Source organism: Nocardia sp. NPDC056541 (assembly GCF_042794235.1).
Lineage (GTDB): Bacteria > Actinomycetota > Actinomycetes > Mycobacteriales > Mycobacteriaceae > Nocardia.
Genome location: NZ_JBHTUD010000003.1, coordinates 335,510 through 355,120, shown reverse-complemented (window position 1 = coordinate 355,120; position 19,611 = coordinate 335,510). Strand labels below are relative to the sequence as shown.

Sequence of the window (19,611 nt, the reverse complement as noted above, 5' to 3'; positions counted from 1 at the left end):
CGTGGTGGTCACAGGCCGGTTCGCGCTGCTCGCCACGGTCGCGGCGGCGGTGGTGATGTTCGTGGTGCCCACGTGGGCCGGCGTGCTCGGCGCCTGCGCGGTGCTGGTGGCGCTGCTGCTGACCGATATCGCGCTCACCGCGCGCGCGGATGCGCTGTCGCTGACCCGTGATCCGCTGACGGTGGTGCGGCTGGGACGCGGCACCGAGGTGGAGCTGGCGGTCACCAATACCGGCACGGCCACGGTGCGGGGCCTGCTGTGGGACGCCTGGCCCGACAGCGCGCGTGCCGACATCCGCGAACACCAGCTGGATCTGGCCCCGCACACCCGAATCCGGCTGCGCACCAGCCTGACTCCCACCTATCGCGGTGATCGGGTCGCAGGCCCGGTGACGGTGCGGCTGCTCGGTCCGCTGGGTCTGGCCGGACGGCAGAGCCGGATCGACGTGCCTGCCAGGGTGCGCGCGCTGCCCGCGTTTCGCAGTGAGCGGCTGCTGCGTTCGAAGGTGAAGCGGCTGCATCATCTCGAGGGGCGCAATGTCGCCAATACGCGCGGGCAGGGCACCGAGTTCGATTCGTTCCGCGAGTACGTGGCGGGCGACGACGTGCGCAGCATCGACTGGCGGGCCACTGCGCGCGCGAACGACGTGCTGGTGCGGACGTGGCGGCCGGAACGCAACCGGCACATGCTGATGGTCCTCGATACCGGACGGGCCGGCGCGGGCCGGGTCGGTGAGGGAACACGGCTCGACAGCGCGATCGAAGCGGCGCTGCTACTCGGTGGTCTGGCCGCCGCCGCGGGCGACACGGTCGACCTGCTGGCCTACGACCGCCGAGTCCGCGCGGAAGTGAGTGGCGTAGGCGGTAATCAGCTGCCTTTGAAACTTATGCACACCCTCGCCGGGGTTACTCCACAGCTGGTGGACACCGACACCGACGGGCTGGTACGCGCCGTGATCTCGCGGGTTCGACGGCGGGCATTGATCGTATGGTTCACCAGTCTCGACGGGCCGACCGTCACCGAGCACCTGTTGCCCGCGCTGCCGACGCTGACACGGCGTCATCGGGTGCTGATCGTCTCTGTGATCGATCCCGACATCGCGGCGGCGGCGAGTGACCGTTCGCAGGTCTACACGGCGGCCGCGGCCGAGACTGTGCTGGCCGAGCGTGCGCTCGTGCAGGAATCGCTGCGGCGGCGCGGGGTGGCCGTGGTGGCCGCGGCACCCGATCGACTGCCCGAGGCGCTGGCCGACGAATACCTCGAGCTCAAGCAGTCCGGCTCGCTGTGATCGGTGGCATCGCGAATTGTGCACAACCGCACGTGGTTGTGGATAACCGCAGTTTCCACCGGTACTCACAGTTCATCCACCGACTCACCAACAGATTCATCCACAGGTGGGTTTGTGCACAGGTGGGTTCCCGCGCAACCTGATTCGTGCACAGGCGATTCATCCACAGGCTGTGGAGCTAGACCCGTGAAAGCTGCTGTCGCCGAGCGAGAATCGCGCCGAGCACGTGATAGGGCGGGTAGCCGACGGGCACCGGGCAGCGCAGTGCGGCGCACATGGCCTCGACGAGCTGGGTGCCCAGATAGTGCTGTGTGGGCGGCGTCAGCGTGGGCAGCCTGGTCAGATACCGCCGTGCTGCCGCGGCCAGTTCGTCGGAGATCCCGCTCGGATCCAGCTGCGCCGACCAGCCTGTCAACCAGGGCGGGGCGACCGCCAGCGACGGTGCCGGCATGGTCTGGCGGGTGTGCACAACTACCGTCCCGGCGAGCACGTCACCCACTCGTCTGCCCTCGCGCGAACACAGCGACGTGACAACCGCGACCGCGCCGAACGCACCGAGCATCCAGAAATCCACAATCGCGCCCGCGAGGCCGCGGGTGAGCGCGTGCCGGAAGTCGATCGGCCCGGCGTCGGCGCGCACAACACGCAGGCCGAAGGCCAGCTTGCCCAGTGATCGGCCGCGCGAGACGGTTTCGCTGACCACCGGATAGGCGATCAGCACGGCCACCAGCGTGACGACCGCCGTCACCGAGAACCAGGCCGAGTCGGCATCGGTGGCCAACAGCACGAGCATCAGGACATATTCCAGCGTCGCGGCGAGGGCCAACTGGAGCATCAGGTCGAGCAGAAAAGCGCCCGCACGGCTGGGAATGCGCGCGATGGGGAGATCGAGCGCCACCGCTTCGCCGGTGGTGAATTCAGCCATGTGGCTAGCATTCCCGATATGGACACCGATGCCTACAGCTGGGCACGTCAACGGTCGTGGTATCGGCTCGATCAGCTGGTCCGCCAGCGCAAGCTGTCCGGCGCGGAGGCCGACGAGCTGGTCCGGTTGTACCGGTCCACGTCGCAGCAGCTGGCGAGATTGCAGGGGCACCACCCGGATCCGGAGCTCGTCGGCCGGCTGAGCGCGCTGCTGGCGCGGGCCCGTGGGCGGGTGCTGGCGGCGCGGTCGCAGCCGTGGCGCGAAGTCGGCCGGTTCTTCACCCGGCACTTTCCCGCGGCTGTGTACAGAGCTTGGCCGTGGTGGTTGGGGACAACTGCGATCTTCCTCGGCGTCGCGGGCGTGATCGGCGTGCTTGTGGATCGTTCGGCGGCGGCCCGCGATGCGCTGGGGATACCGGAGGGCGACCTGTCGGATGTCACCGGACCTGGGGGTTCGTTCGAGTCGTACTACTCCGCCCACCCCAACGAGGCCTTCGCCGCGAAGGTGTGGACACACAATTCGCTGGTATCGGCGATCGCGTTGTTCACCGGTGTCCTGATCCTCCCGGCTGTGTACGCACTGTTCATGAATGCGCTGAATCTGGGGATAACCGGTGGATTGATGGCCGAGGCGGGGCGACTGGATTCGTTCTTCGGCTTCATCCTGCCGCACGGCACGCTGGAGCTCACCGCGCTGTTCGTCGCGGGCGGGGTGGGGTTGAAGCTCGGGTGGACGCTGGTCGACCCGGGTCGGCGCAGCAGGGCGGCGGCGATGGCCAGGCAGGGGCGTGCGACCGCGACCGTGGCCCTCGGGCTGGTGTGCGTGCTGCTGGTATGCGGCCTGCTCGAGGGTTTCGTGACGCCGAGTCCGCTGCCTGCGCCCGTACGGATCGCACTGGGGTTCGCGGCCGAGGCGCTGTTCCTCTACTACGTGTTCGGGATCGGCAGGCGGGTGGCCGAGGAACAGGATGCCGCGGCGGCGGTGCCGGTCGCGGCGGCGGATCCGGCCGATCGGTGGCTGATGACGCCGGCGAAGGCCGTTGACCGGGCGTGAGTTCGCAACTGTGCGTGCATTTGTGAGGCCGACAACTCCGAGCACACCGCGTCGGGACAGCACCGGACAATCGGCAGCTACAGAAGGTTAAGAGACGGTGACGAACTCCCCCATTTGAGTTCCGCTGGCCGCAGTGAGTCGGGCTCGAACTGCGGCCAGCGTTACCGTCAACTGTACACAATCGTTATGCCCACGCAACCCCCAACGCGCAGGTCCGGGGTAGGAATTGTGAACCTGCAAAGCCCTGTGGACGCACCGATTTTCACACCTCTAGCAAACTTCTGGCGCGCCCCTCACCGAGCAGTCGGCGGCACCGAGAATTCACCCCGAGCAAACCTTCGATAACGAATCACGCACCCTCGACGGGTCCCGCTCGCGAATGTCGGGCAAGGTTGCTTCGGATCACACTGAGGCCAAGACATAGCTGTCACCTGGGGTTTCGGCAACGGAATTACGGTTGCCGCCTACTTGAAACGTTAAAAGAAACCTCAGGTTTGTTAACTACGTTGCAAACGAGATGCGCGCCCAGCAATCACAGTGAAACACCGAATTCATCGCCTCAAACTGGACGAACGACTGGTTGCGAACGGTCCGCCGAACGGACAGAAATCGGCAGAAGAACATCCGGAATACAAGGTTGCACAGGCAGTGTGACCTTCGCCTCACCTGCGAGGATCAGGAGTATCCGACGGCGCGAGCGGGCATGTGCGCCTCGGCAGGGGCAGCAGCGATACCGGCAGGCCACGGTGGTCATCGGGCCGCCGAAACAGACGCGAGGTCGGGTTCAACGCGCGAGAGGGGCTCAGCCGATTCGAACGACCTCGGTGACGTTGCCTGCCGGAGCCGCCGCCCCTGGTGATGAGCGCGGCTCGCTGTAGCGGGTCCCCGGCGACCGTGCCCGGCAGCGGAGTCGAGGGGCGTACGGCGCCGGTCGAGGGGTCGACAACGGCAGAGTCGAATCCGTCGAGGGGGGTTGTCGCGTCGGCCCCGATGCGCCGCCGGGTGCGGATGCCGCCGTCGACGACCAGCCGACCCCCGTTGCCGAGAGAGGCGTACCACCGCGCCGAGCAAGCCGCCCTCGGCCGACGGCCGACGGCGGCGCGAAAACGCCGCCTACGATGGCGAAATGACCGGGGTCAAAGATCGCCTGCTCACGACAATCGCCGGACAGCTCGGCAATCCGCACGGTGTGCTCGGTAAGGGCGTGGCGTTTGTCCTCAATCGCGGGAACAAGCGGGCCATCGCGGCAGCGGTCGATGCCGCGGCGCCGCCCACCGGAGCGACGGTCGCCGATATCGGCTTCGGCGGCGGGGTGGGACTGGAGTTGCTGCTGGCGCGCGTCGGTGCCGAGGGCGCGGTGCACGGCATCGAGCCCTCCCCCGACATGCTCGCCCGTGCCCGTGGTCGTTTCGCGGTGGAGGTCGCGGAGGGCCGCCTCCTCCTCGCCGATGGCACACTCACCGCGCTCCCACTGCCCGACGCGAGCCTGCACGCGGCGATCACCGTCAACACCATCTACTTCCTCGCCGATCTCCCGGCCGCCTGCACCGAACTCGCCCGCGTCCTGCGCCGGGGCGGCGTCGCGGTGATCGGCATCGGAGATCCCGACGCCATGGCCAGAATGCCCTTCACCCCTTATGGATTCACCTTGCGCCCGGTCGCCGATGTGGTGGCGGCGCTGAGTTCCGCGGGACTGACGGTGGAGCAGCGCACCTTGCCGAATCCGCCCATCCCCCACCACCTGCTGATCGCCCGCAAGGCCTGACCCAAGCCTTGACCGACCGGTCGGTCATGGCTACCGTCGGTCCATGACACCGTTCACCGTCACCACGCGGTACGGCGAGATCGCGGTACACCTGAGCGGATGCTCGCCCGACGACGCACCGGGACTGCTTCTGCTGCACGCGAATCCAGGTGACCATCGCGACTTCGATCAGATCGTGCCGACGCTGGGCAAGACATGGGCCGTCGCCGCGGTCGACTGGCCGGGCTACGGCGCGTCCACGGTCACCGACCCGAACGCCGTCACCGTCGACGCGCTCGGCGACATCGCCGTGCGGGTGTCGACATCGCTGGCGCAGATCGGTTTCGGTTCCCTCACCGTGATCGGCAACAGCGTCGGCGGATACGCCGCAGTGCGGTTGGCCGAGCGCGCACCGGACCTGGTGCGCGGGCTGGTCCTGGTGCAGTCGGCCGGGTTCGCACCGCTGAATCCGTTGACCAGAGCCATGTTCGGGCTGATCGCGCGCCCGTCGGTAGCCCGGCGGTTCGTCGTCCCGCACGCGCGGCTCTACCTGGGCTCGCTGCGCAACGAGGGTGTTCGCCCCCTCTTCGAGCGGGCACGCGAGGTATCCGGCGATCCGATCCGGCTCGCCGTATATCGCAGCCTCTGGCGGAGCCTGGACGACCCGCGCGTCGACCTGCCCGCCGCGGCCCCACTGCTGCCCGGGCTACCCGTCCAGGTCGTCTGGGGCCGCGACGACCCCACCAATCCCTGGCTGATGAACCGGCGCGGCATCACCCGCGCCCTGCCCGGCGCGCCGGTCGCCGTACTGCCCACGCGGCACGAACCGTTCGCTCAGGCGCCCCGGTTGTTCCTCGACGCCGTGGGCGAGTTCCTCACCGCCCGTGCTGAAATGCCGCAATGAGATCCGCCGAACCCGGGCGCCGCGCCCTCCTGAACGCGGGCAGGCAGCTACTGGCCACCGAGAATCTGAGCAAGCTCTCGGTCAACGCGATCGCGGCCGAGGCCAACATGGCCAAGGGCAGCTTCTACCAGCACTGGCCGAGCCGCGAGTCCTACATACTCGCCCTGCACCGCGCCTTCCACGACGATCTCGACGACCAGGTCAGCGCGGCGACCGCCGACCTCCCACCCGGCGAAGCACGCCTCGCGGCCGGGATCGCCGCCTACCTCGACGGCTGTCTGGCCGCCCCCGCGACGAAGGGCCTATTAGTACAGGCCAGAACCGACGCGGGTCTGGCCACCGAGGTGAGCGCCCGCAATTCCGCCGCCGCCGGCCTGCTCGCCACGAACCTCACGGCGATGGGCTGGTCCGACGCCGCGCCCGTCGCCGTCCTGTTGGTAGCCGCGATAGCCGAAACGGCCCTACTCGAGCTGGACGCACAGTCGCCCCGGCCGGATCTGCGGGCGGCCCTGTTTCGCATCGCCCGTCACTGACCCCGGAAACGACCGAAGGCCCGATCCAGATGGATCGAGCCTTTAGTCTTGTGGGCGAAGGGGGACTTGAACCCCCACGTCCTTACGGACACTGGCACCTGAAGCCAGCGCGTCTGCCATTCCGCCACTCGCCCGAGCGACTGGAAAAATCTAACATGCCCCGCGGCCGAAAATAAAATCGATTCCCTGACCTGCGGCGATGCCGATTGAAAGGGCGCGGGAACTGGGTCACGCCGCCGGGAGTTACCCAGGTAGAGGATCGTGGATATCATGCAAGGAACGTGGTCGGGTCCGGACACGCCGTAACCAGCGTGTCGAGGAGGGCGGACACGCGCACCGAAGGGAGGGCTGTGATGGGCATCGTGTCGAGATTCGAACGTCGCTTACAGGGCGCTGTCGGTGACGTGTTCGCGAGGGTGTTCGGCGGCAGTGTGGTTCCCCAGGAAGTGGAGGCCGCGCTGCAGCAGGAAGCCGCAGATCAGATCCAGGATCTGGAAGGCGGGCACCGTCTCGCGCCGAACAGTTACGTGATCACGATCAACGAGACCGATCACGGCAAGCTCGACGCCGATCACGACCTGACAACCAAAGCGTTCGCCAAACATCTGCAGGATTACATCCGCGAGCAGGGCTGGCAGACCTACGGCGAAGTACACGTGGCGTTCGAGGCATCACCTACGCTGCACACCGGAATGTTCAGAGCGAGCGGCCGCGTCGACCCCGACGCCGGTCGTGGGACGGCCCCACCTCGCCCCGGACCGCCACAACGACCCGCACACCCGCAACCAGGAGCTGGCCCCATGACGCATAACTCAGGCTACGAGCCCGGCCGAGAGCCCGCGGAGTCCGATCCACGCAGCCGCGGGTACGCACCGCCGCCCGCCGGCGCACCAGGGGCTTCCTACCCGGCCGACGATTACGGCCGCGGTGGCGGCTACGGCGCGCCCGAGGCGCAGCCCGGATACGGCGACGCATACGGCCAGCAGGGCGGCGAATACCAGAACGGCTACGACCCCGCCGCGCCCGCCCAGCAGGGCTACGGCCAGCAGGGTGGCTACGGCGCCGCGCCCGCGTACGGCGAGCCCGGCTACGACCAGCAGGGCGGCTACGGCCAGCAGGGCGGCTACGGCCAGCAGGCCTACAGCCAGCAGGGCGGCTACGGCGCGCAAGGCGGCCAGGCCGGTTACGCCGACCCGGGCTACGACCAGCAGGGCGGCTACGGCCAGCAGGGCTACGCCGAACCCCAGCAGCAGGGCTACGGCCAGCAGGGTGGGTACGGCCAGCAGGGCTACGCCGACCCGGGCTACGACCAGCAGGGCGGCTACGGCCAGCAGGGCTACGCCGAACCCCAGCAGCAGGGCTACGGCCAGCAGGGATACGGCGCGCAGCCCGGTTACGCCGAGCCCGCCTACGGCCAGGAGGAGCAGGGCGGCTACGCCCAGCCCGCCGCCGGTTACGGCCAGCAGGGCTACGGCCAGCAGCAGGGCGCGGGCTACGGCGCCGCCCAGTCGAGCTACTCGGCCACGCTCCAGCTCGACGACGGCAGCGGCCGCACCTACGCGCTGCGCGAGGGTTCCAACATCATCGGCCGCGGCCAGGACGCCCACTTCCGGCTACCCGACACGGGGGTGTCGCGTCGCCATATCGAGGTGCGCTGGGACGGCCAGACGGCCATGCTCTCCGACCTGGGTTCCACCAACGGAACGCTCGTCAACGGTTCCCCCGTGCAGGATTGGCAGCTCGCCGATGGCGACGTCATCAGGGCCGGACATTCCGAGATCCTGATCCGGATCGTCTGATCCCGTAAGCTGCGCGGTGCACGTCACGAGTCGACGCTGTCGGCTCTATGATGCTGCCATTACACGCACGGTCCCGACCTCGGGGCCCGCAAGCCAGCACGCTGGTGGGGGTGGTTCGCCCCGCACCTGCCGTACCGACGTACCCGGGCGAACAGGAGGTGGAACGCCGTGCAGGGATTGATCCTGCAATTGACCCGCGCGGGGTTCCTGCTGCTGCTCTGGTTGTTCGTCTGGGCCGTTCTGCGGACCTTGCGCAGCGATATCTACGCGGCATCCGGCATACGGATACAGCCGAGGGCAACCCGCGGAAATCGCGGATCCATCGGTCTGCCCTCCTTCAGCCGAAGCCAGAAGGGCGCCAAGTATCTAGTGGTGACTCATGGTTCACTCGCCGGCACTCGAATCACCCTCGGCACGCAACCGGTCCTCATCGGACGCGCCGACGATTCCACGCTGGTACTCACCGACGACTACGCCTCGACCAGGCACGCGCGACTGTCTCAGCGTGGTGACGACTGGTACGTGGAAGACCTCGGTTCCACCAACGGCACATATCTAGACCGCGCGAAAGTCACCACCGCCGTCCGTGTTCCGCTCGGCACTCCTGTGCGAGTCGGCAAAACAGTGATCGAGCTGCGATCGTGACACTTGTTCTGCGCTACACCGCGCGAAGCGACCGCGGACTCGTCCGGGGCAACAACGAAGATTCGGTCTACGCGGGCGCACGCCTGCTAGCGCTGGCCGACGGCATGGGTGGGCACGCCGCCGGAGAAGTGGCCTCCCAGTTGATGATCGCCGCGCTGGCGCATCTCGACGACGACGAGCCCGGCGACGACATCCTCGGCAAGCTCGACCACGCCACGCATTCCGGCAACGCCGCCATCGCCGACCACGTCGAGGCCGAACCCGAACTCGACGGCATGGGCACCACGCTCACCGCCATCCTGTTCGCGGGCCGCAAACTCGGCCTGGTCCACATCGGCGACTCGCGTGCCTACCTGCTGCGCGACAGCGAACTCGCCCAGATCACCCGCGACGACACGTTCGTGCAGTCGCTCGTCGACGAGGGCCGGATCACCGCCGAACAGGCGCACACCCATCCCCAGCGTTCGCTGATCATGCGTGCCCTCACCGGCAACGAGATCGAGCCGACGCTGATCATGCGCGAAGCCCGCGCCGGTGATCGTTATCTGCTGTGCTCCGACGGACTTTCGGACGTGGTGAGTGACGAGACCATCGGCAACACCATGCGCGAGGGCAACACCGACGAGTGCGCCGACCGGCTCATCGAATTGGCGCTGCGCAGTGGTGGGCCCGACAATGTGACCGTTGTCGTCGCCGATGTGATCGACCTCGACTACGGCCAGAGCCACCCGATTCTCGCGGGCGCCGCCTCCACCGAGGAGGAGGAAGACTCCCCGCCGCCGAACACCGCGGCAGGGCGTGCCGCCGCGATGCGTCCGCCGCGGGCGCAACCGCGCCGGGCAGCCGCCGCACCACCGCCGCCGGAGACGAAGTCGCACAAGCTGCGCTGGCTGCTGCTGTCGCTGGCGTTGATCGCCGCGGTCGCCGTCGGACTCGTGGTGGGCTACAAGATGATTCGCAGCAACTACTACGTGGGCGCCGACAACGACAAGGTGGTCGTGATGCGCGGCCTGCCCGGTTCGATCCTCGGCTACTCGATCCACGATGTGGAGCTGACGGGCTGTGTGAACAGCAAGAGCGAGCTCACGCTCGTCGAGGTCGGCAAGTCCGCGCCGAGTGGGTGCAAGCCGCTGCTGGTCAGTGACCTGAAGCAGACCGGGCGCGACCAGGTGCAGAAGGGCCTGCCGCCGGATTCGCTGGACAAGGCGCGCGGCAGCATGAAGGTGCTGGCGCAGAACGAGCTCCTGCCGCCGTGCCCGAAGAAGGAATCGGTACCGCAGCCCGGCGTGCTGCCGCCCGAGCAGACCCCGGTGATCCCCGGCGGCGCACCGACTCCCGGCCCCGACCAGCCCGCGACACCGACCACGACCACGCCTGCCCCGACCACCACCACAGTCCCCCCGACAACCCCGCAGATCTCAGGGGAGAACTGCCGGGTGACGGACTGATGTCCGCACCGCCACCGCCGTCGGCTGGGGCGTTCCCCAGTCCCCCTGGTGGATTCGCGCCGGCGCCGCCGCCGTCGACGCGACGCAACCAGGAGTTGCTGCTGCTGGCGGGCGCGGCGGGCATCACCACGGTGTCGTTGTTCATCGTCGAGGCGAGCCAGGAACAGTCGATCACCACCGACATCGCCAAGTACGGGGTGGCTTTCCTCGCGCTGTTCGGGATCGCGCATCTCGCGGTGCGCCGGTTCGCGCCGTTCGCGGACCCGCTCCTACTACCGATTGTGGCGCTGCTCAACGGATTGGGACTGGTGCTGATCCACCGGCTCGATCTCGCCGAGGCGCAGAAGGCGGCGTACGACGCGACATCGGTCCCCTCCCCCGACGCCAACCAGCAGATCATGTGGACCGGCCTCGGCATCGTGGTGTTCATCAGCCTGCTCATCGTCTTGCGGGACTACCGCACGCTGGCGCGCTACACCTACACACTAGGCCTGGTAGGGCTGGTCGCGCTGGCGATTCCGGCACTGTTGCCGAGCCGGTTCTCCGAAGTCAACGGCGCCAAGATCTGGATCCGGCTGCCCGGATTCAGCATGCAGCCGGGCGAATTCGCGAAGATCCTGCTGATCATCTTCTTCGCGGGCGTGCTGGTGGCCAAGCGTGACCTGTTCACCGCGGCGGGCAAGCACTTCCTCGGCATGGAATGGCCGCGACCGCGCGATATGGGCCCGATCCTGATCGTGTGGATCGTCTGCATCGGCGTGCTCGTGCTCGAAAAAGACCTCGGTACTTCGCTGCTCATCTTCGGCACGGTGCTGGTGATGATCTACATCGCCACCGAACGGGTGGGCTGGCTGATCATCGGTGGCGGCCTGCTCGCGCTCGGATTCGTGTTCGCCTACGAACTGTTCGGGCACGTGCGCGTGCGCGTGGACACCTGGCTGCACCCGTTCGACGACTACCACAACACCGGGTACCAGATCTCGCAGTCGATGTTCGGCTTCGCCACCGGCGGACTCGCAGGCACCGGCCTCGGCAGCGGACGGCCCCAGCAGGTGCCCTTCGCCAAGACCGACTTCATCGTCACCACCATCGGCGAGGAACTCGGCCTGATCGGGCTCACCGCGGTGCTGATGCTGTTCCTGATCTTCATCGTCCGCGGGTTGCGCACCGCGCTGGCCGTGCGGGACAGCTTCGGCAAGTTGCTCGCGGCGGGCCTGTCGTTCACCATCGCGATCCAGATCTTCGTGGTCGTCGGCGGTGTCACCAAACTGATTCCACTCACCGGTCTGACCACGCCATTCATCTCCTATGGTGGTTCGTCGCTGCTGGCGAACTACGCGCTGCTCGGGCTGTTGATCAAGATCTCCGATGCGGCCCGCGCACCGGCACCGGCCCGTAAGCGCGCGCCCGCCCCGATCGCGGACGCGGCCACCGAACTGGTCCGCAGGCCGGAAAGCAGGGTGAGCGAATGAACACACCTCTGCGTCGCGTCGCCGTCGCCGTGATGGTGATGGTGGTGGCGTTGCTCGTGAACGCGACCTACCTGCAGGTGGTCAAGGCTGACGACCTGCGCAGCGATCCGCGCAACTCGCGGGTGCTGCTCGACGAGTACTCACGCCAGCGCGGTCAGATCTCCGCGGGCGGCACGGTGCTCGCCGGCTCCGTCGCGACCGACGACCGGTACAAGTACCTGCGCGAATACCCCTCCGACCCGTCGGCGTACGCGCCGGTCACCGGTTTCTACTCGATGCAGTACGGCAAGACCGGGCTCGAGCTGGCCGCGGATCCGCTGCTCTCCGGCAACGATTCGAGCCTGTTCGGCCGCCGGCTCATCGACATGTTCTCCGGACGCGATCCGCGCGGCGCGAATGTGCTCACCACGCTGAATCCGATGATGCAGCAGGTCGCCTACGAACAGATGACGTCGAAGGGCTACACCGGCGCCGTCGTGGCGATCGAGCCGAGCACCGGCAAGATCTTGACCATGGTCTCCACGCCCAGCTACGACCCCAACGAGCTGTCGGGCCACGACGGCGCGGCGGGTCGCGCCGCCTGGGAACGACTGAGCACCGATCCGAGTCAGCCGATGCTCAATCGCGCCGTCTCGCAGACCTATCCGCCGGGGTCGACGTTCAAGACCGTCGTCACCGCGGCCGCACTGTCCAACGGCGTCGCCGGTCCGAACGACCAGTTCACAGCCGCGCCCAACATCACCCTGCCCGGAACCAGCACCACGCTGGAGAACTACAACGGCAGCACCTGCGGCGACCAGCCGACGGCCAGCCTGTACGACGCGTTCCGGCGTTCGTGCAACACCGCGTTCGTCGAACTCGGCGTGAAGGTCGGCGCGGCGAAGCTCAAGGACGAGGCCGCCGCGTTCGGCATCGGAGTCGAGGATCCGCCCGGTGTGCCGATCCCGGTCGCCGAATCGACCGTCGGCCCGATCCCGGACAACGCCGCGCTCGGCCAGTCGAGCATCGGCCAGCGCGATGTGTCGGTGACGCCGCTCAATGTCGCGGTGATCGCCGCGACCATCGCCAACGGCGGCACCAGGATGCAGCCGTATCTGGTCGATCAGACCCAAGCGCCCGATCTGTCGGAGCTCAGCAAGACCAAGCCGGTCAGCGTCGGGCAGGCGGTGAGCCCCCAGGTAGCGTCGACCCTGACGGATCTGATGGTCGCCTCGGAAGCCAATACCGCGGGCGGCGGACGGTCGCCGTACCAGATCGCGTCCAAGACCGGAACCGCCGAACACGGCAGTAATCCCCGTAACACCCCGCCACACGCCTGGTATATGGCCTTCGCGCCCGCGCAGAACCCGAAGATCGCCATCGCGGTGATCGTCGAGAACGGCGGCGATCGGGCCCTGGCGGCCACCGGAGGTTCGGTAGCCGCGCCGATCGCCAGGTCGGTACTGGACGCGGGCCTGGCAGGGGGCTGAACGAAATGAGTGTGCGAGTGACAACACGGGGGCCCCGATGCTGAACAACGGCGCCATGATCGCCGACCGCTACCGCCTGCAGCGGCTCATCGCCACCGGCGGTATGGGTCAGGTGTGGGAGGCGATGGACACCCGGCTCGACCGCCGGGTGGCGGTCAAGGTCCTCAAGACCGAGTTCTCCGCCGACCCGACCTTCCGTGCGCGGTTCCGCGTCGAGGCGCGAACCACCGCGCAGCTCAACGCGCCCGGGATCGCGGGCATCTACGACTACGGCGAGACCACCGACCCGTCGGGCGGCGAGACCGCCTACCTGGTGATGGAGCTCGTGCAGGGCGAACCGCTCAACGCGGTGCTCAACCGGATGGGCAGGCTCTCGGTCGTCCAGGGTCTCGACATGCTCGAGCAGACCGGACGCGCGCTCGAGGTCGCCCACGCGGCCGGGGTGGTGCACCGTGACGTGAAGCCGGGCAACATCCTGGTGACGCCGACCGGACAGGTGAAGATCACCGACTTCGGCATCGCCAAGGCGGTCGACGCCTCACCGGTGACCAAGACCGGCATGGTGATGGGCACCGCCCAGTACATCGCGCCCGAACAGGCCGTCGGCGAGGACGCCACCGCGGCGTCGGACGTCTACTCCCTCGGCATCGTCGGCTACGAAGCACTGGCCGGCGTCCGCCCGTTCACCGGGGAGGGCGCGATCACCGTCGCGATGAAGCACGTACGCGACGCACCGCCGCCGATGCCCGACGACCTGCCCGCGAACGTGCACGAACTGATCGCCATCACCATGGCCAAGGACCCGCTGCAGCGCTACCGCAGCGGCGGCGAGTTCGCTGATGCCGTGGCCGCGGTGCGTGCCGGGCACATGCCGCCGCTCCCCGGTGGCGCCACCGGTCCGTCGATGACCGGGGCCACCCGGGTACTTCCGCCCGGCCCGACCGTGGTGCTCCCCGCCGCCGCGGCAGCCGCGGCCGCGGCGGACTACGACGGCGCGACCATGCGCTTCGGCCATCAGCCCGGCGGTCCGGTCGGTCCGCCCACCGGCGGTTACGGCGGTCCGGCCACCCAGGCTTCCGCGCCCGCGCCGGTACCCGCGAGCAACGCCAAGAACAACCAGAAGTGGCTGATCGCGCTCGGTGTCGGCGCGCTGCTGCTCGGCGGTGGTGTGCTGTGGCTGCTGTTCGGCGGTGAACCGAACCGGGATTCGGGGACCACGACCACCACCGTGCAGACCACCAAACCGCTGCCGCCGCCGGTGACCACCACCCGGCCGGTCCCGCCGCCGCCGGTGACCACCGAGGAACCGCCGACCACCACGCAACGTCCGACGACGACCACCGAGCCGCCGACGACGACCACCGAGCCGCCGACCACCACGACGGTGCCGCCGACCACCACGACCAAGACCAAGCCGACGACCACACCGAAGCCGACCAAACCGGAGCCGACCACCACGGCGCCGGCCGCGGGCACCACCACCGTCGGTCGTCCCCGGCTGCCCACCTTCGACCTGCCGTTCCCCGATGGCGACACGGCGGTAGGCCCGACCATAGGACAACCATGACGACCCCGAAGAACCTCTCCTCGCGGTACGAGCTGGGCGAGATCATCGGGTTCGGCGGCATGTCGGAGGTGCACCGCGCCCGCGACGTGCGGCTGTCGCGTGACGTGGCGATCAAGGTGCTGCGGGCCGATCTGGCCCGCGATCCTACGTTCTACCTGCGGTTCAAGCGCGAAGCCCAGAACGCGGCCGCGCTGAACCACCCGGCCATCGTGGCCGTGTACGACACCGGCGAAGCCACCGTCGACGGCGGGCCGCTGCCCTACATCGTCATGGAATACGTCGAGGGCGACACCCTGCGCGACATCGTGCGCGGCAAGGGACCGCTCGCGCCGCGCAAGGCGATGGAAGTCGTGGCCGACGTGTGCGCCGCGCTCGACTTCAGCCATAAAGCCGGGATCGTGCACCGCGATATGAAGCCGGCCAACATCATGATCAACCGCGCCGGTGCGGTGAAGGTGATGGACTTCGGCATCGCGCGCGCGATCGCCGACAGCGCCAACCCGATGACCCAGACCGCCGCGGTGATCGGCACCGCCCAGTACCTCTCGCCCGAGCAGGCGCGCGGCGAGACCGTCGACGCGCGCTCGGACGTGTACTCGGTGGGCTGCGTGCTCTTCGAGATCCTCACCGGGCAGCCGCCGTTCACCGGTGATTCGCCGGTCGCGGTGGCCTACCAGCATGTGAAGGAGGATCCGCCGCTACCGTCGTCGGTCAATCCCGGCGTGCCGCGTGAGCTCGATTCGGTGATCCTCAAGGCGATGGCCAAGAACCCGGCCAACCGCTACCAGACGGCAGCGGAGATGCGCGCCGACCTGATCCGGGTGCTCGGCGGGCAGAAGCCCAGCGCGCCGATGGTGATGAACGAGGAAGACCGCACCGATTACGACGACGAACCGGGCCCGCGGAGTTTCCACGACCGCCGCGACGACACCTCCGAGCATCCCGTGGTCGGGCCCGACGGCGAGGAACGTAACCGCACCGGGCTGATCGCGCTCGGTGTCGCGGCCGCGCTCGCTGTGGCGTTCGGCCTGTTCTGGGTGCTGGTCGGTCCAGGTAGCCGGGCCGATCAAGTTGCCGTCCCCGATCTGTCGGGCAAGCCCGCACAGCAGGCACAGGACGACCTCCAGCAGGCCGGTTTCCACGTGGCCAGGCTGGAGAAGCCGGACGGCAAGGTGGCGCCGGGCAATGTGATCGCGACCCAGCCACTCGGCGGTTCACGCATCGACAAGGGCAGCACGGTGACGTTGCAGGTCTCGACCGGGCCCACGCAGGTGCAGTTGCCGCGGCTGATCGGGATGAGTCAGGCCGATGCCGAGCAGAAGCTGAATTCGCTCGGTCTGCAACTGGATCCGAATGTGGTGCGCAAACCGTCGAGCACCGCCGAGACCGACAAGGTGATCGCCCAGGACCCGAGCGCGGGTGTGCGGGTGGACATCGACCGGCCGATCGTCGTCACCATCGGCGGCGGGCCGGAAGAGGTGCGTGTGCCGACCGTGGTGGGCCAGGACATCTCCATCGCTCAGCCGAACCTGGTCGCCTCCGCCGGTTTCAAGGTCGAGATCCAGGAAGTGAAGTCCTCGCTGCCCAAGGGCCAGGTGCTCGCCACCAACCCGGCCGGCGGCAGCAACGCGGAGAAGGGCTCGACCATCACGGTCCAGGTCTCCGCCGGTGACCGGATCACCGTCCCCGATCTGACCGGGCTCACGCCGGTGCAGGCGCAGGAGACGTTGCGCGGGCTCGGGTGGACCGGTCAGCTCAGCCAGACCACGGTGATCACGCTCGACGGCAATGCCTCGGGCAAGGTCGTCGGGCAGAATCCGGCGGCCGGTTCGGCAGTGACGATCAACGGCAATGTGGTGCTGCACGTGGGAGCGTCGCCGATTCCGCGATGAGGTCTCGATTGGATGGCGAACACGCCCGCCGCGTCCGCGCGGGCGCAGAATGAGGCTGCTTTCATCCCATCCAGCGTTGCTGACGAGGAGGTAGCCCCCTATGACGACAGCCAGGGACATCATGAAGCCCGGTGCGCAGTGGATCACCCGTGGTGACACCGTGACGACCGCGGCGACGGCGATGGCCGATCTCGGGGTCGGATCGATCGTCGTCGCCGATGACGACGAGCGCATGTGCGGCATCATCACCGACCGCGACATCGTGGTGAAGTGCGTCGCGCTCGGTCTGTCACCTGATCTGACGACAGCGGCGGAACTCTGCGAGTCGACGCCGCGGTGGGTCAGCGCGGACGCCGATGTGGAAGACGTGCTCGACCAGATGGAATCGCACCGCGTGAAGCGGATGCCGGTGATCGAGAACAAGCGCCTGGTCGGGATGATCAGCGAGGCCGATCTGGCTCGGCACCTCGATGACAATCAGCTCGGCGAATTCGTGACCGCCATCTACGGGCGGCCCTGAGCTAACTGAGGTCGAGGTGGGTGTTCATCGACTTGGCTTCCGCGGCCAGGTCGGTGAGCTCCACCACACGCACGCCATGGGTGCGGAGTTTGTCCACACCCTCGCAGGCGGCGACGAACAGGCTCGGCTCGCGCCAGGCGATCACCACCGTGGGGATGCCGGCGGCCAGGATGCGATCGGTGCACGGCAGCCGGGTGGCGGTGGCGCGGGTGGAGCACGGTTCGAGGGTGCTGTAGATCGTGGCCCTGGTCAGGCGGGGGTCGTCGGGGTCGAGCTTGTTGAGCGCGGACTCCTCGGCGTGCACCTTCTCGTCGGTTTCGCGAGAGAAGCCGGTCGCGATCTCCACCCCGTCGGCGACGATCACGGCGCCGACCGAATAGGCCGTCTCGCTGGGCGGACAGTTCTTGGCGAGCGCTATCGCCCTGTGCATGAACCGGTGGTCGGTGTCGTCGTGGCTCATGTCGTTTCCCTGTGGTCGGCGAGTTATCCACAACTCTCGCGTGATGTGGAATCGGTCATGTTCAGGTGTGGAGCAAAGTTGTCCGTGAACTGTGGACAGCTGAATTTTCCCAGGTCAATGCAGTGATTCTGTTCGCGGTATCAGTTAGTTGCGGGGCTGTGGATCGGGGCTGACCAGGTAGTTCAGCACAGCGACATCCCCAAGTTGTTCCACACCCGCCAGGTGCAACCTGCGACCGGCCCCGCCGGGGAACTGCGCCGGTCCGACGAAGCGCGGCGCCGCCGGATCGCCGACCAGGATCGGCGCGATCGCCAGCCGGATCTCGTCGACCAGATCGGCCGCGAGGAAGCCGGTGTGCATGCCGGTACCCCCTTCGACCATCAGCCTGTGGATACCTCGCGCGCCGAGGTCGGCGACAAGGGCCGGGAGCGCGAGACGCTCGCCGAGGCTGACCACCTCGGCGAGTCCGTCGAGCCGGTCGCCCAGCCTCCCGGCACCCGCATCGGAGGTGTAGACGAGTTTGTCGCCGCCGGTGTGCCAGAAGCGCAGCCCCGGATCGAGATCACCGGAATCGGTGACGGTCACCTTCACCGGGAACTCCGGTTCGCCCGCCGCCACCCGAGCGGCCCGGCGCTCGGCGCTGTTCACCAGCAGGCGGGGATTGTCGGTGCGCAGCGTGTGCGCTCCGATCAGGATCGCGTCGGATTCGGCACGGATCTGGTCGACCCGATCGAAGTCGGCAGTGTTCGACAGCAGCAGGCGCTGTGCGCTCGCGTCGTCGATATAGCCGTCCAGACTCGCCGCCACCGACAACCGCACCCACGGCCTCACTGCGTGACCAGCGCGGCGACCTCCGCCTCGAGCGCGGAGACGAGTGCCTCGGACGGACGTTCGCCGCAGACCTCGAGCCAGTTGGCGAGCATCCGGTGGCCGCCCTGGGTGAGCACGGACTCGGGGTGGAACTGCACGCCGTGGATGGGCAGCGTGCGGTGACGCATCGCCATCACGATGCCGCTCTCGGTGTGGCCGACGACCACCAGCTCCTCGGGAATGGTTTCCGGGAGAACCGTCAGCGAGTGGTATCGGGTGGCGGTGAACGGGTCGGGCAGGCCGGCCAACACGCCGGACCCGAGATGGAAAACATCACTGGTCTTGCCGTGCAGCAATTCGGGCGCCCGGTCGACGGTGCCGCCGAATGCCTCGCCGATCGCCTGGTGCCCGAGGCACACGCCGAGCAGTGGCTTGTTGTGCCGGGCCGCCGCGTGCACGAGCGGGATGCTCGCGCCCGCCCGGTCGGGACTGCCTGGGCCGGGGCTCACCAGCACGCCGTCGAACGCTCCACCCTCGTCCCCGACGGTGAGCAGGGTGTCCAGATCGTCGAGGCGGGGGTCATCATTGCGCCAGACCACGACGTCGGCACCAAGCTGGCCGAGGTACTGCACCAGGTTGAACACGAAGCTGTCGTAGTTGTCGACGACCAATACACGCATGCGTCGAGGGTACGGGAGTTGCGATAGCCTAGGAGTTACCTGTACTCCGAATTCGAGGACGTCATGCCCAAGTCCAAGGTCCGCAAGAAGGCCGACTACACCCCGAGCCCCGCCAGCCGCACGCCGGTGAAGGTGAAAGCGGGGCCGTCGCCGGTCTGGTACGTCGCGATCATGCTGGGCTTCATGCTCGCCGGCTTGGTGTGGCTGATCGTCTACTACCTGGCGCAGGACCACATCGGCTTCATGCTCGATCTGGGCGCCTGGAACTTCCTGATCGGGTTCGGCCTGATGGTCATCGGCCTGGTCATGACCATGCGATGGCGCTGATCGCAGCGGATTACACCGGTGTTATTCATGCACACCTGTGGATAACCCTGTGCACAACTCGAGGATAGAGGGGCG

General features: G+C 68.0%; 18 protein-coding genes and 1 tRNA gene. 14 read left to right on the top strand and 5 right to left on the bottom strand.

What is annotated here, in order from left to right; all coding sequences use genetic code 11:
• The first annotated feature begins 1 nt into the window (after position 1).
• Positions 2–1,288 (top strand): DUF58 domain-containing protein, encoded by a 1,287-nt coding sequence (locus ACFQ9R_RS07140; RefSeq protein WP_378989399.1) that lies wholly within the window; start codon positions 2–4, stop codon positions 1,286–1,288.
• A gap of 178 nt (positions 1,289–1,466) precedes the next feature.
• On the opposite strand, the gene ACFQ9R_RS07135 is transcribed toward ACFQ9R_RS07140, so the two are convergent.
• Positions 1,467–2,213 (bottom strand): RDD family protein, encoded by a 747-nt coding sequence (locus ACFQ9R_RS07135; protein ID WP_378989398.1) that lies wholly within the window; start codon positions 2,211–2,213, stop codon positions 1,467–1,469.
• 18 nt (positions 2,214–2,231) lie between these two features.
• Here ACFQ9R_RS07135 and ACFQ9R_RS07130 point away from each other — a divergent pair, with 18 nt between their 5' ends.
• The 4 genes from ACFQ9R_RS07130 (at position 2,232) to ACFQ9R_RS07115 (ending at position 6,447) form a co-directional block, all read left to right on the top strand.
• The gene (locus ACFQ9R_RS07130) at positions 2,232–3,266 is read left to right on the top strand and encodes a stage II sporulation protein M (RefSeq protein ID WP_378989397.1); all 1,035 of its coding nucleotides are present in this window, start codon (positions 2,232–2,234) and stop codon (positions 3,264–3,266) included.
• Positions 3,267–4,392: 1,126 nt separating this feature from the next.
• Positions 4,393–5,031, top strand: coding sequence for a class I SAM-dependent methyltransferase (locus tag ACFQ9R_RS07125; protein ID WP_378989396.1), 639 nt, complete (start codon positions 4,393–4,395; stop codon positions 5,029–5,031).
• A 43-nt stretch (positions 5,032–5,074) separates the two neighbouring features.
• Positions 5,075–5,914 carry an alpha/beta hydrolase gene (locus tag ACFQ9R_RS07120; protein WP_378989395.1) on the top strand — a complete coding sequence of 280 codons (840 nt, stop codon included), beginning with the start codon at positions 5,075–5,077 and terminating at the stop codon, positions 5,912–5,914.
• Positions 5,911–6,447, top strand: a complete 537-nt coding sequence (locus tag ACFQ9R_RS07115) for a TetR/AcrR family transcriptional regulator (RefSeq protein ID WP_378989394.1) — start codon at positions 5,911–5,913, stop codon at positions 6,445–6,447. Before ACFQ9R_RS07120 ends, ACFQ9R_RS07115 begins: the two co-directional genes overlap by 4 nt.
• A gap of 51 nt (positions 6,448–6,498) precedes the next feature.
• Here the strand turns inward: ACFQ9R_RS07115 and ACFQ9R_RS07110 are convergent.
• Positions 6,499–6,581: transfer RNA gene (locus tag ACFQ9R_RS07110), tRNA-Leu, on the bottom strand.
• Between the two features lie 219 nt (positions 6,582–6,800).
• Between ACFQ9R_RS07110 and ACFQ9R_RS07105 the strand changes: the two genes are divergently transcribed.
• The 8 genes from ACFQ9R_RS07105 to ACFQ9R_RS07070 all read left to right on the top strand — a co-directional run bounded on the left by ACFQ9R_RS07105 (position 6,801) and on the right by ACFQ9R_RS07070 (position 17,259).
• Entirely contained in the window at positions 6,801–8,246 is a 1,446-nt protein-coding gene (locus ACFQ9R_RS07105) for a DUF3662 and FHA domain-containing protein (protein ID WP_378989393.1), read from the top strand.
• A gap of 168 nt (positions 8,247–8,414) precedes the next feature.
• Positions 8,415–8,891, top strand: a complete 477-nt coding sequence (locus ACFQ9R_RS07100; RefSeq protein ID WP_062992366.1) for an FHA domain-containing protein — start codon at positions 8,415–8,417, stop codon at positions 8,889–8,891.
• Entirely contained in the window at positions 8,888–10,339 is a 1,452-nt protein-coding gene (locus ACFQ9R_RS07095; protein ID WP_378989392.1) for a PP2C family protein-serine/threonine phosphatase, read from the top strand. Before ACFQ9R_RS07100 ends, ACFQ9R_RS07095 begins: the two co-directional genes overlap by 4 nt.
• Positions 10,339–11,811 carry an FtsW/RodA/SpoVE family cell cycle protein gene (locus ACFQ9R_RS07090; RefSeq protein ID WP_378634561.1) on the top strand — a complete coding sequence of 491 codons (1,473 nt, stop codon included), beginning with the start codon at positions 10,339–10,341 and terminating at the stop codon, positions 11,809–11,811. Before ACFQ9R_RS07095 ends, ACFQ9R_RS07090 begins: the two co-directional genes overlap by 1 nt.
• Complete coding sequence (locus tag ACFQ9R_RS07085) at positions 11,808–13,280, top strand: peptidoglycan D,D-transpeptidase FtsI family protein (protein ID WP_378989391.1); 1,473 nt, start codon at positions 11,808–11,810, stop codon at positions 13,278–13,280. Before ACFQ9R_RS07090 ends, ACFQ9R_RS07085 begins: the two co-directional genes overlap by 4 nt.
• A 37-nt stretch (positions 13,281–13,317) precedes the next feature.
• A complete protein-coding gene (locus ACFQ9R_RS07080) occupies positions 13,318–14,847 on the top strand; it encodes a protein kinase (RefSeq protein ID WP_378989390.1) in 1,530 nt (509 codons plus the stop codon).
• Positions 14,844–16,739: a Stk1 family PASTA domain-containing Ser/Thr kinase gene (pknB, locus tag ACFQ9R_RS07075; RefSeq protein WP_378989389.1), complete on the top strand. Its 1,896-nt coding sequence runs from the start codon at positions 14,844–14,846 to the stop codon at positions 16,737–16,739. Before ACFQ9R_RS07080 ends, pknB begins: the two co-directional genes overlap by 4 nt.
• 100 nt (positions 16,740–16,839) lie before the next feature.
• On the top strand, positions 16,840–17,259 hold the full coding sequence (locus ACFQ9R_RS07070) for a CBS domain-containing protein (protein WP_378634571.1): 420 nt from the start codon (positions 16,840–16,842) through the stop codon (positions 17,257–17,259).
• A gap of 1 nt (position 17,260) precedes the next feature.
• Here the strand turns inward: ACFQ9R_RS07070 and ACFQ9R_RS07065 are convergent, their stop codons facing one another.
• The 3 genes from ACFQ9R_RS07065 to ACFQ9R_RS07055 all read right to left on the bottom strand — a co-directional run bounded on the left by ACFQ9R_RS07065 (position 17,261) and on the right by ACFQ9R_RS07055 (position 19,209).
• The gene (locus ACFQ9R_RS07065; RefSeq protein WP_378989388.1) at positions 17,261–17,719 is read right to left on the bottom strand and encodes a deaminase; all 459 of its coding nucleotides are present in this window, start codon (positions 17,717–17,719) and stop codon (positions 17,261–17,263) included.
• A gap of 144 nt (positions 17,720–17,863) precedes the next feature.
• Positions 17,864–18,538 (bottom strand): RibD family protein, encoded by a 675-nt coding sequence (locus ACFQ9R_RS07060; protein ID WP_378989387.1) that lies wholly within the window; start codon positions 18,536–18,538, stop codon positions 17,864–17,866.
• 8 nt (positions 18,539–18,546) lie between these two features.
• Complete coding sequence (locus tag ACFQ9R_RS07055) at positions 18,547–19,209, bottom strand: aminodeoxychorismate/anthranilate synthase component II (RefSeq protein ID WP_378989386.1); 663 nt, start codon at positions 19,207–19,209, stop codon at positions 18,547–18,549.
• A 63-nt stretch (positions 19,210–19,272) separates the two neighbouring features.
• Here ACFQ9R_RS07055 and crgA point away from each other — a divergent pair, with 63 nt between their 5' ends.
• Complete coding sequence (crgA, locus tag ACFQ9R_RS07050; RefSeq protein ID WP_378634580.1) at positions 19,273–19,536, top strand: cell division protein CrgA; 264 nt, start codon at positions 19,273–19,275, stop codon at positions 19,534–19,536.
• Positions 19,537–19,611: the final 75 nt, after the last annotated feature.

Coding starts and splice junctions, on each gene's coding strand:
- ACFQ9R_RS07055 (WP_378989386.1), bottom strand. CDS start 19,209: ATGCGTGTATTGGTCGTCGACAACTACGACAGCTTCGTGTTCAACCTG.
- ACFQ9R_RS07130 (WP_378989397.1), top strand. CDS start 2,232: ATGGACACCGATGCCTACAGCTGGGCACGTCAACGGTCGTGGTATCGG.
- ACFQ9R_RS07085 (WP_378989391.1), top strand. CDS start 11,808: ATGAACACACCTCTGCGTCGCGTCGCCGTCGCCGTGATGGTGATGGTG.
- ACFQ9R_RS07065 (WP_378989388.1), bottom strand. CDS start 17,719: ATGAGCCACGACGACACCGACCACCGGTTCATGCACAGGGCGATAGCG.
- ACFQ9R_RS07120 (WP_378989395.1), top strand. CDS start 5,075: ATGACACCGTTCACCGTCACCACGCGGTACGGCGAGATCGCGGTACAC.
- crgA (WP_378634580.1), top strand. CDS start 19,273: ATGCCCAAGTCCAAGGTCCGCAAGAAGGCCGACTACACCCCGAGCCCC.
- ACFQ9R_RS07115 (WP_378989394.1), top strand. CDS start 5,911: ATGAGATCCGCCGAACCCGGGCGCCGCGCCCTCCTGAACGCGGGCAGG.
- ACFQ9R_RS07135 (WP_378989398.1), bottom strand. CDS start 2,213: ATGGCTGAATTCACCACCGGCGAAGCGGTGGCGCTCGATCTCCCCATC.
- ACFQ9R_RS07125 (WP_378989396.1), top strand. CDS start 4,393: ATGACCGGGGTCAAAGATCGCCTGCTCACGACAATCGCCGGACAGCTC.
- ACFQ9R_RS07105 (WP_378989393.1), top strand. CDS start 6,801: ATGGGCATCGTGTCGAGATTCGAACGTCGCTTACAGGGCGCTGTCGGT.
- ACFQ9R_RS07070 (WP_378634571.1), top strand. CDS start 16,840: ATGACGACAGCCAGGGACATCATGAAGCCCGGTGCGCAGTGGATCACC.
- ACFQ9R_RS07080 (WP_378989390.1), top strand. CDS start 13,318: ATGCTGAACAACGGCGCCATGATCGCCGACCGCTACCGCCTGCAGCGG.
- pknB (WP_378989389.1), top strand. CDS start 14,844: ATGACGACCCCGAAGAACCTCTCCTCGCGGTACGAGCTGGGCGAGATC.
- ACFQ9R_RS07090 (WP_378634561.1), top strand. CDS start 10,339: ATGTCCGCACCGCCACCGCCGTCGGCTGGGGCGTTCCCCAGTCCCCCT.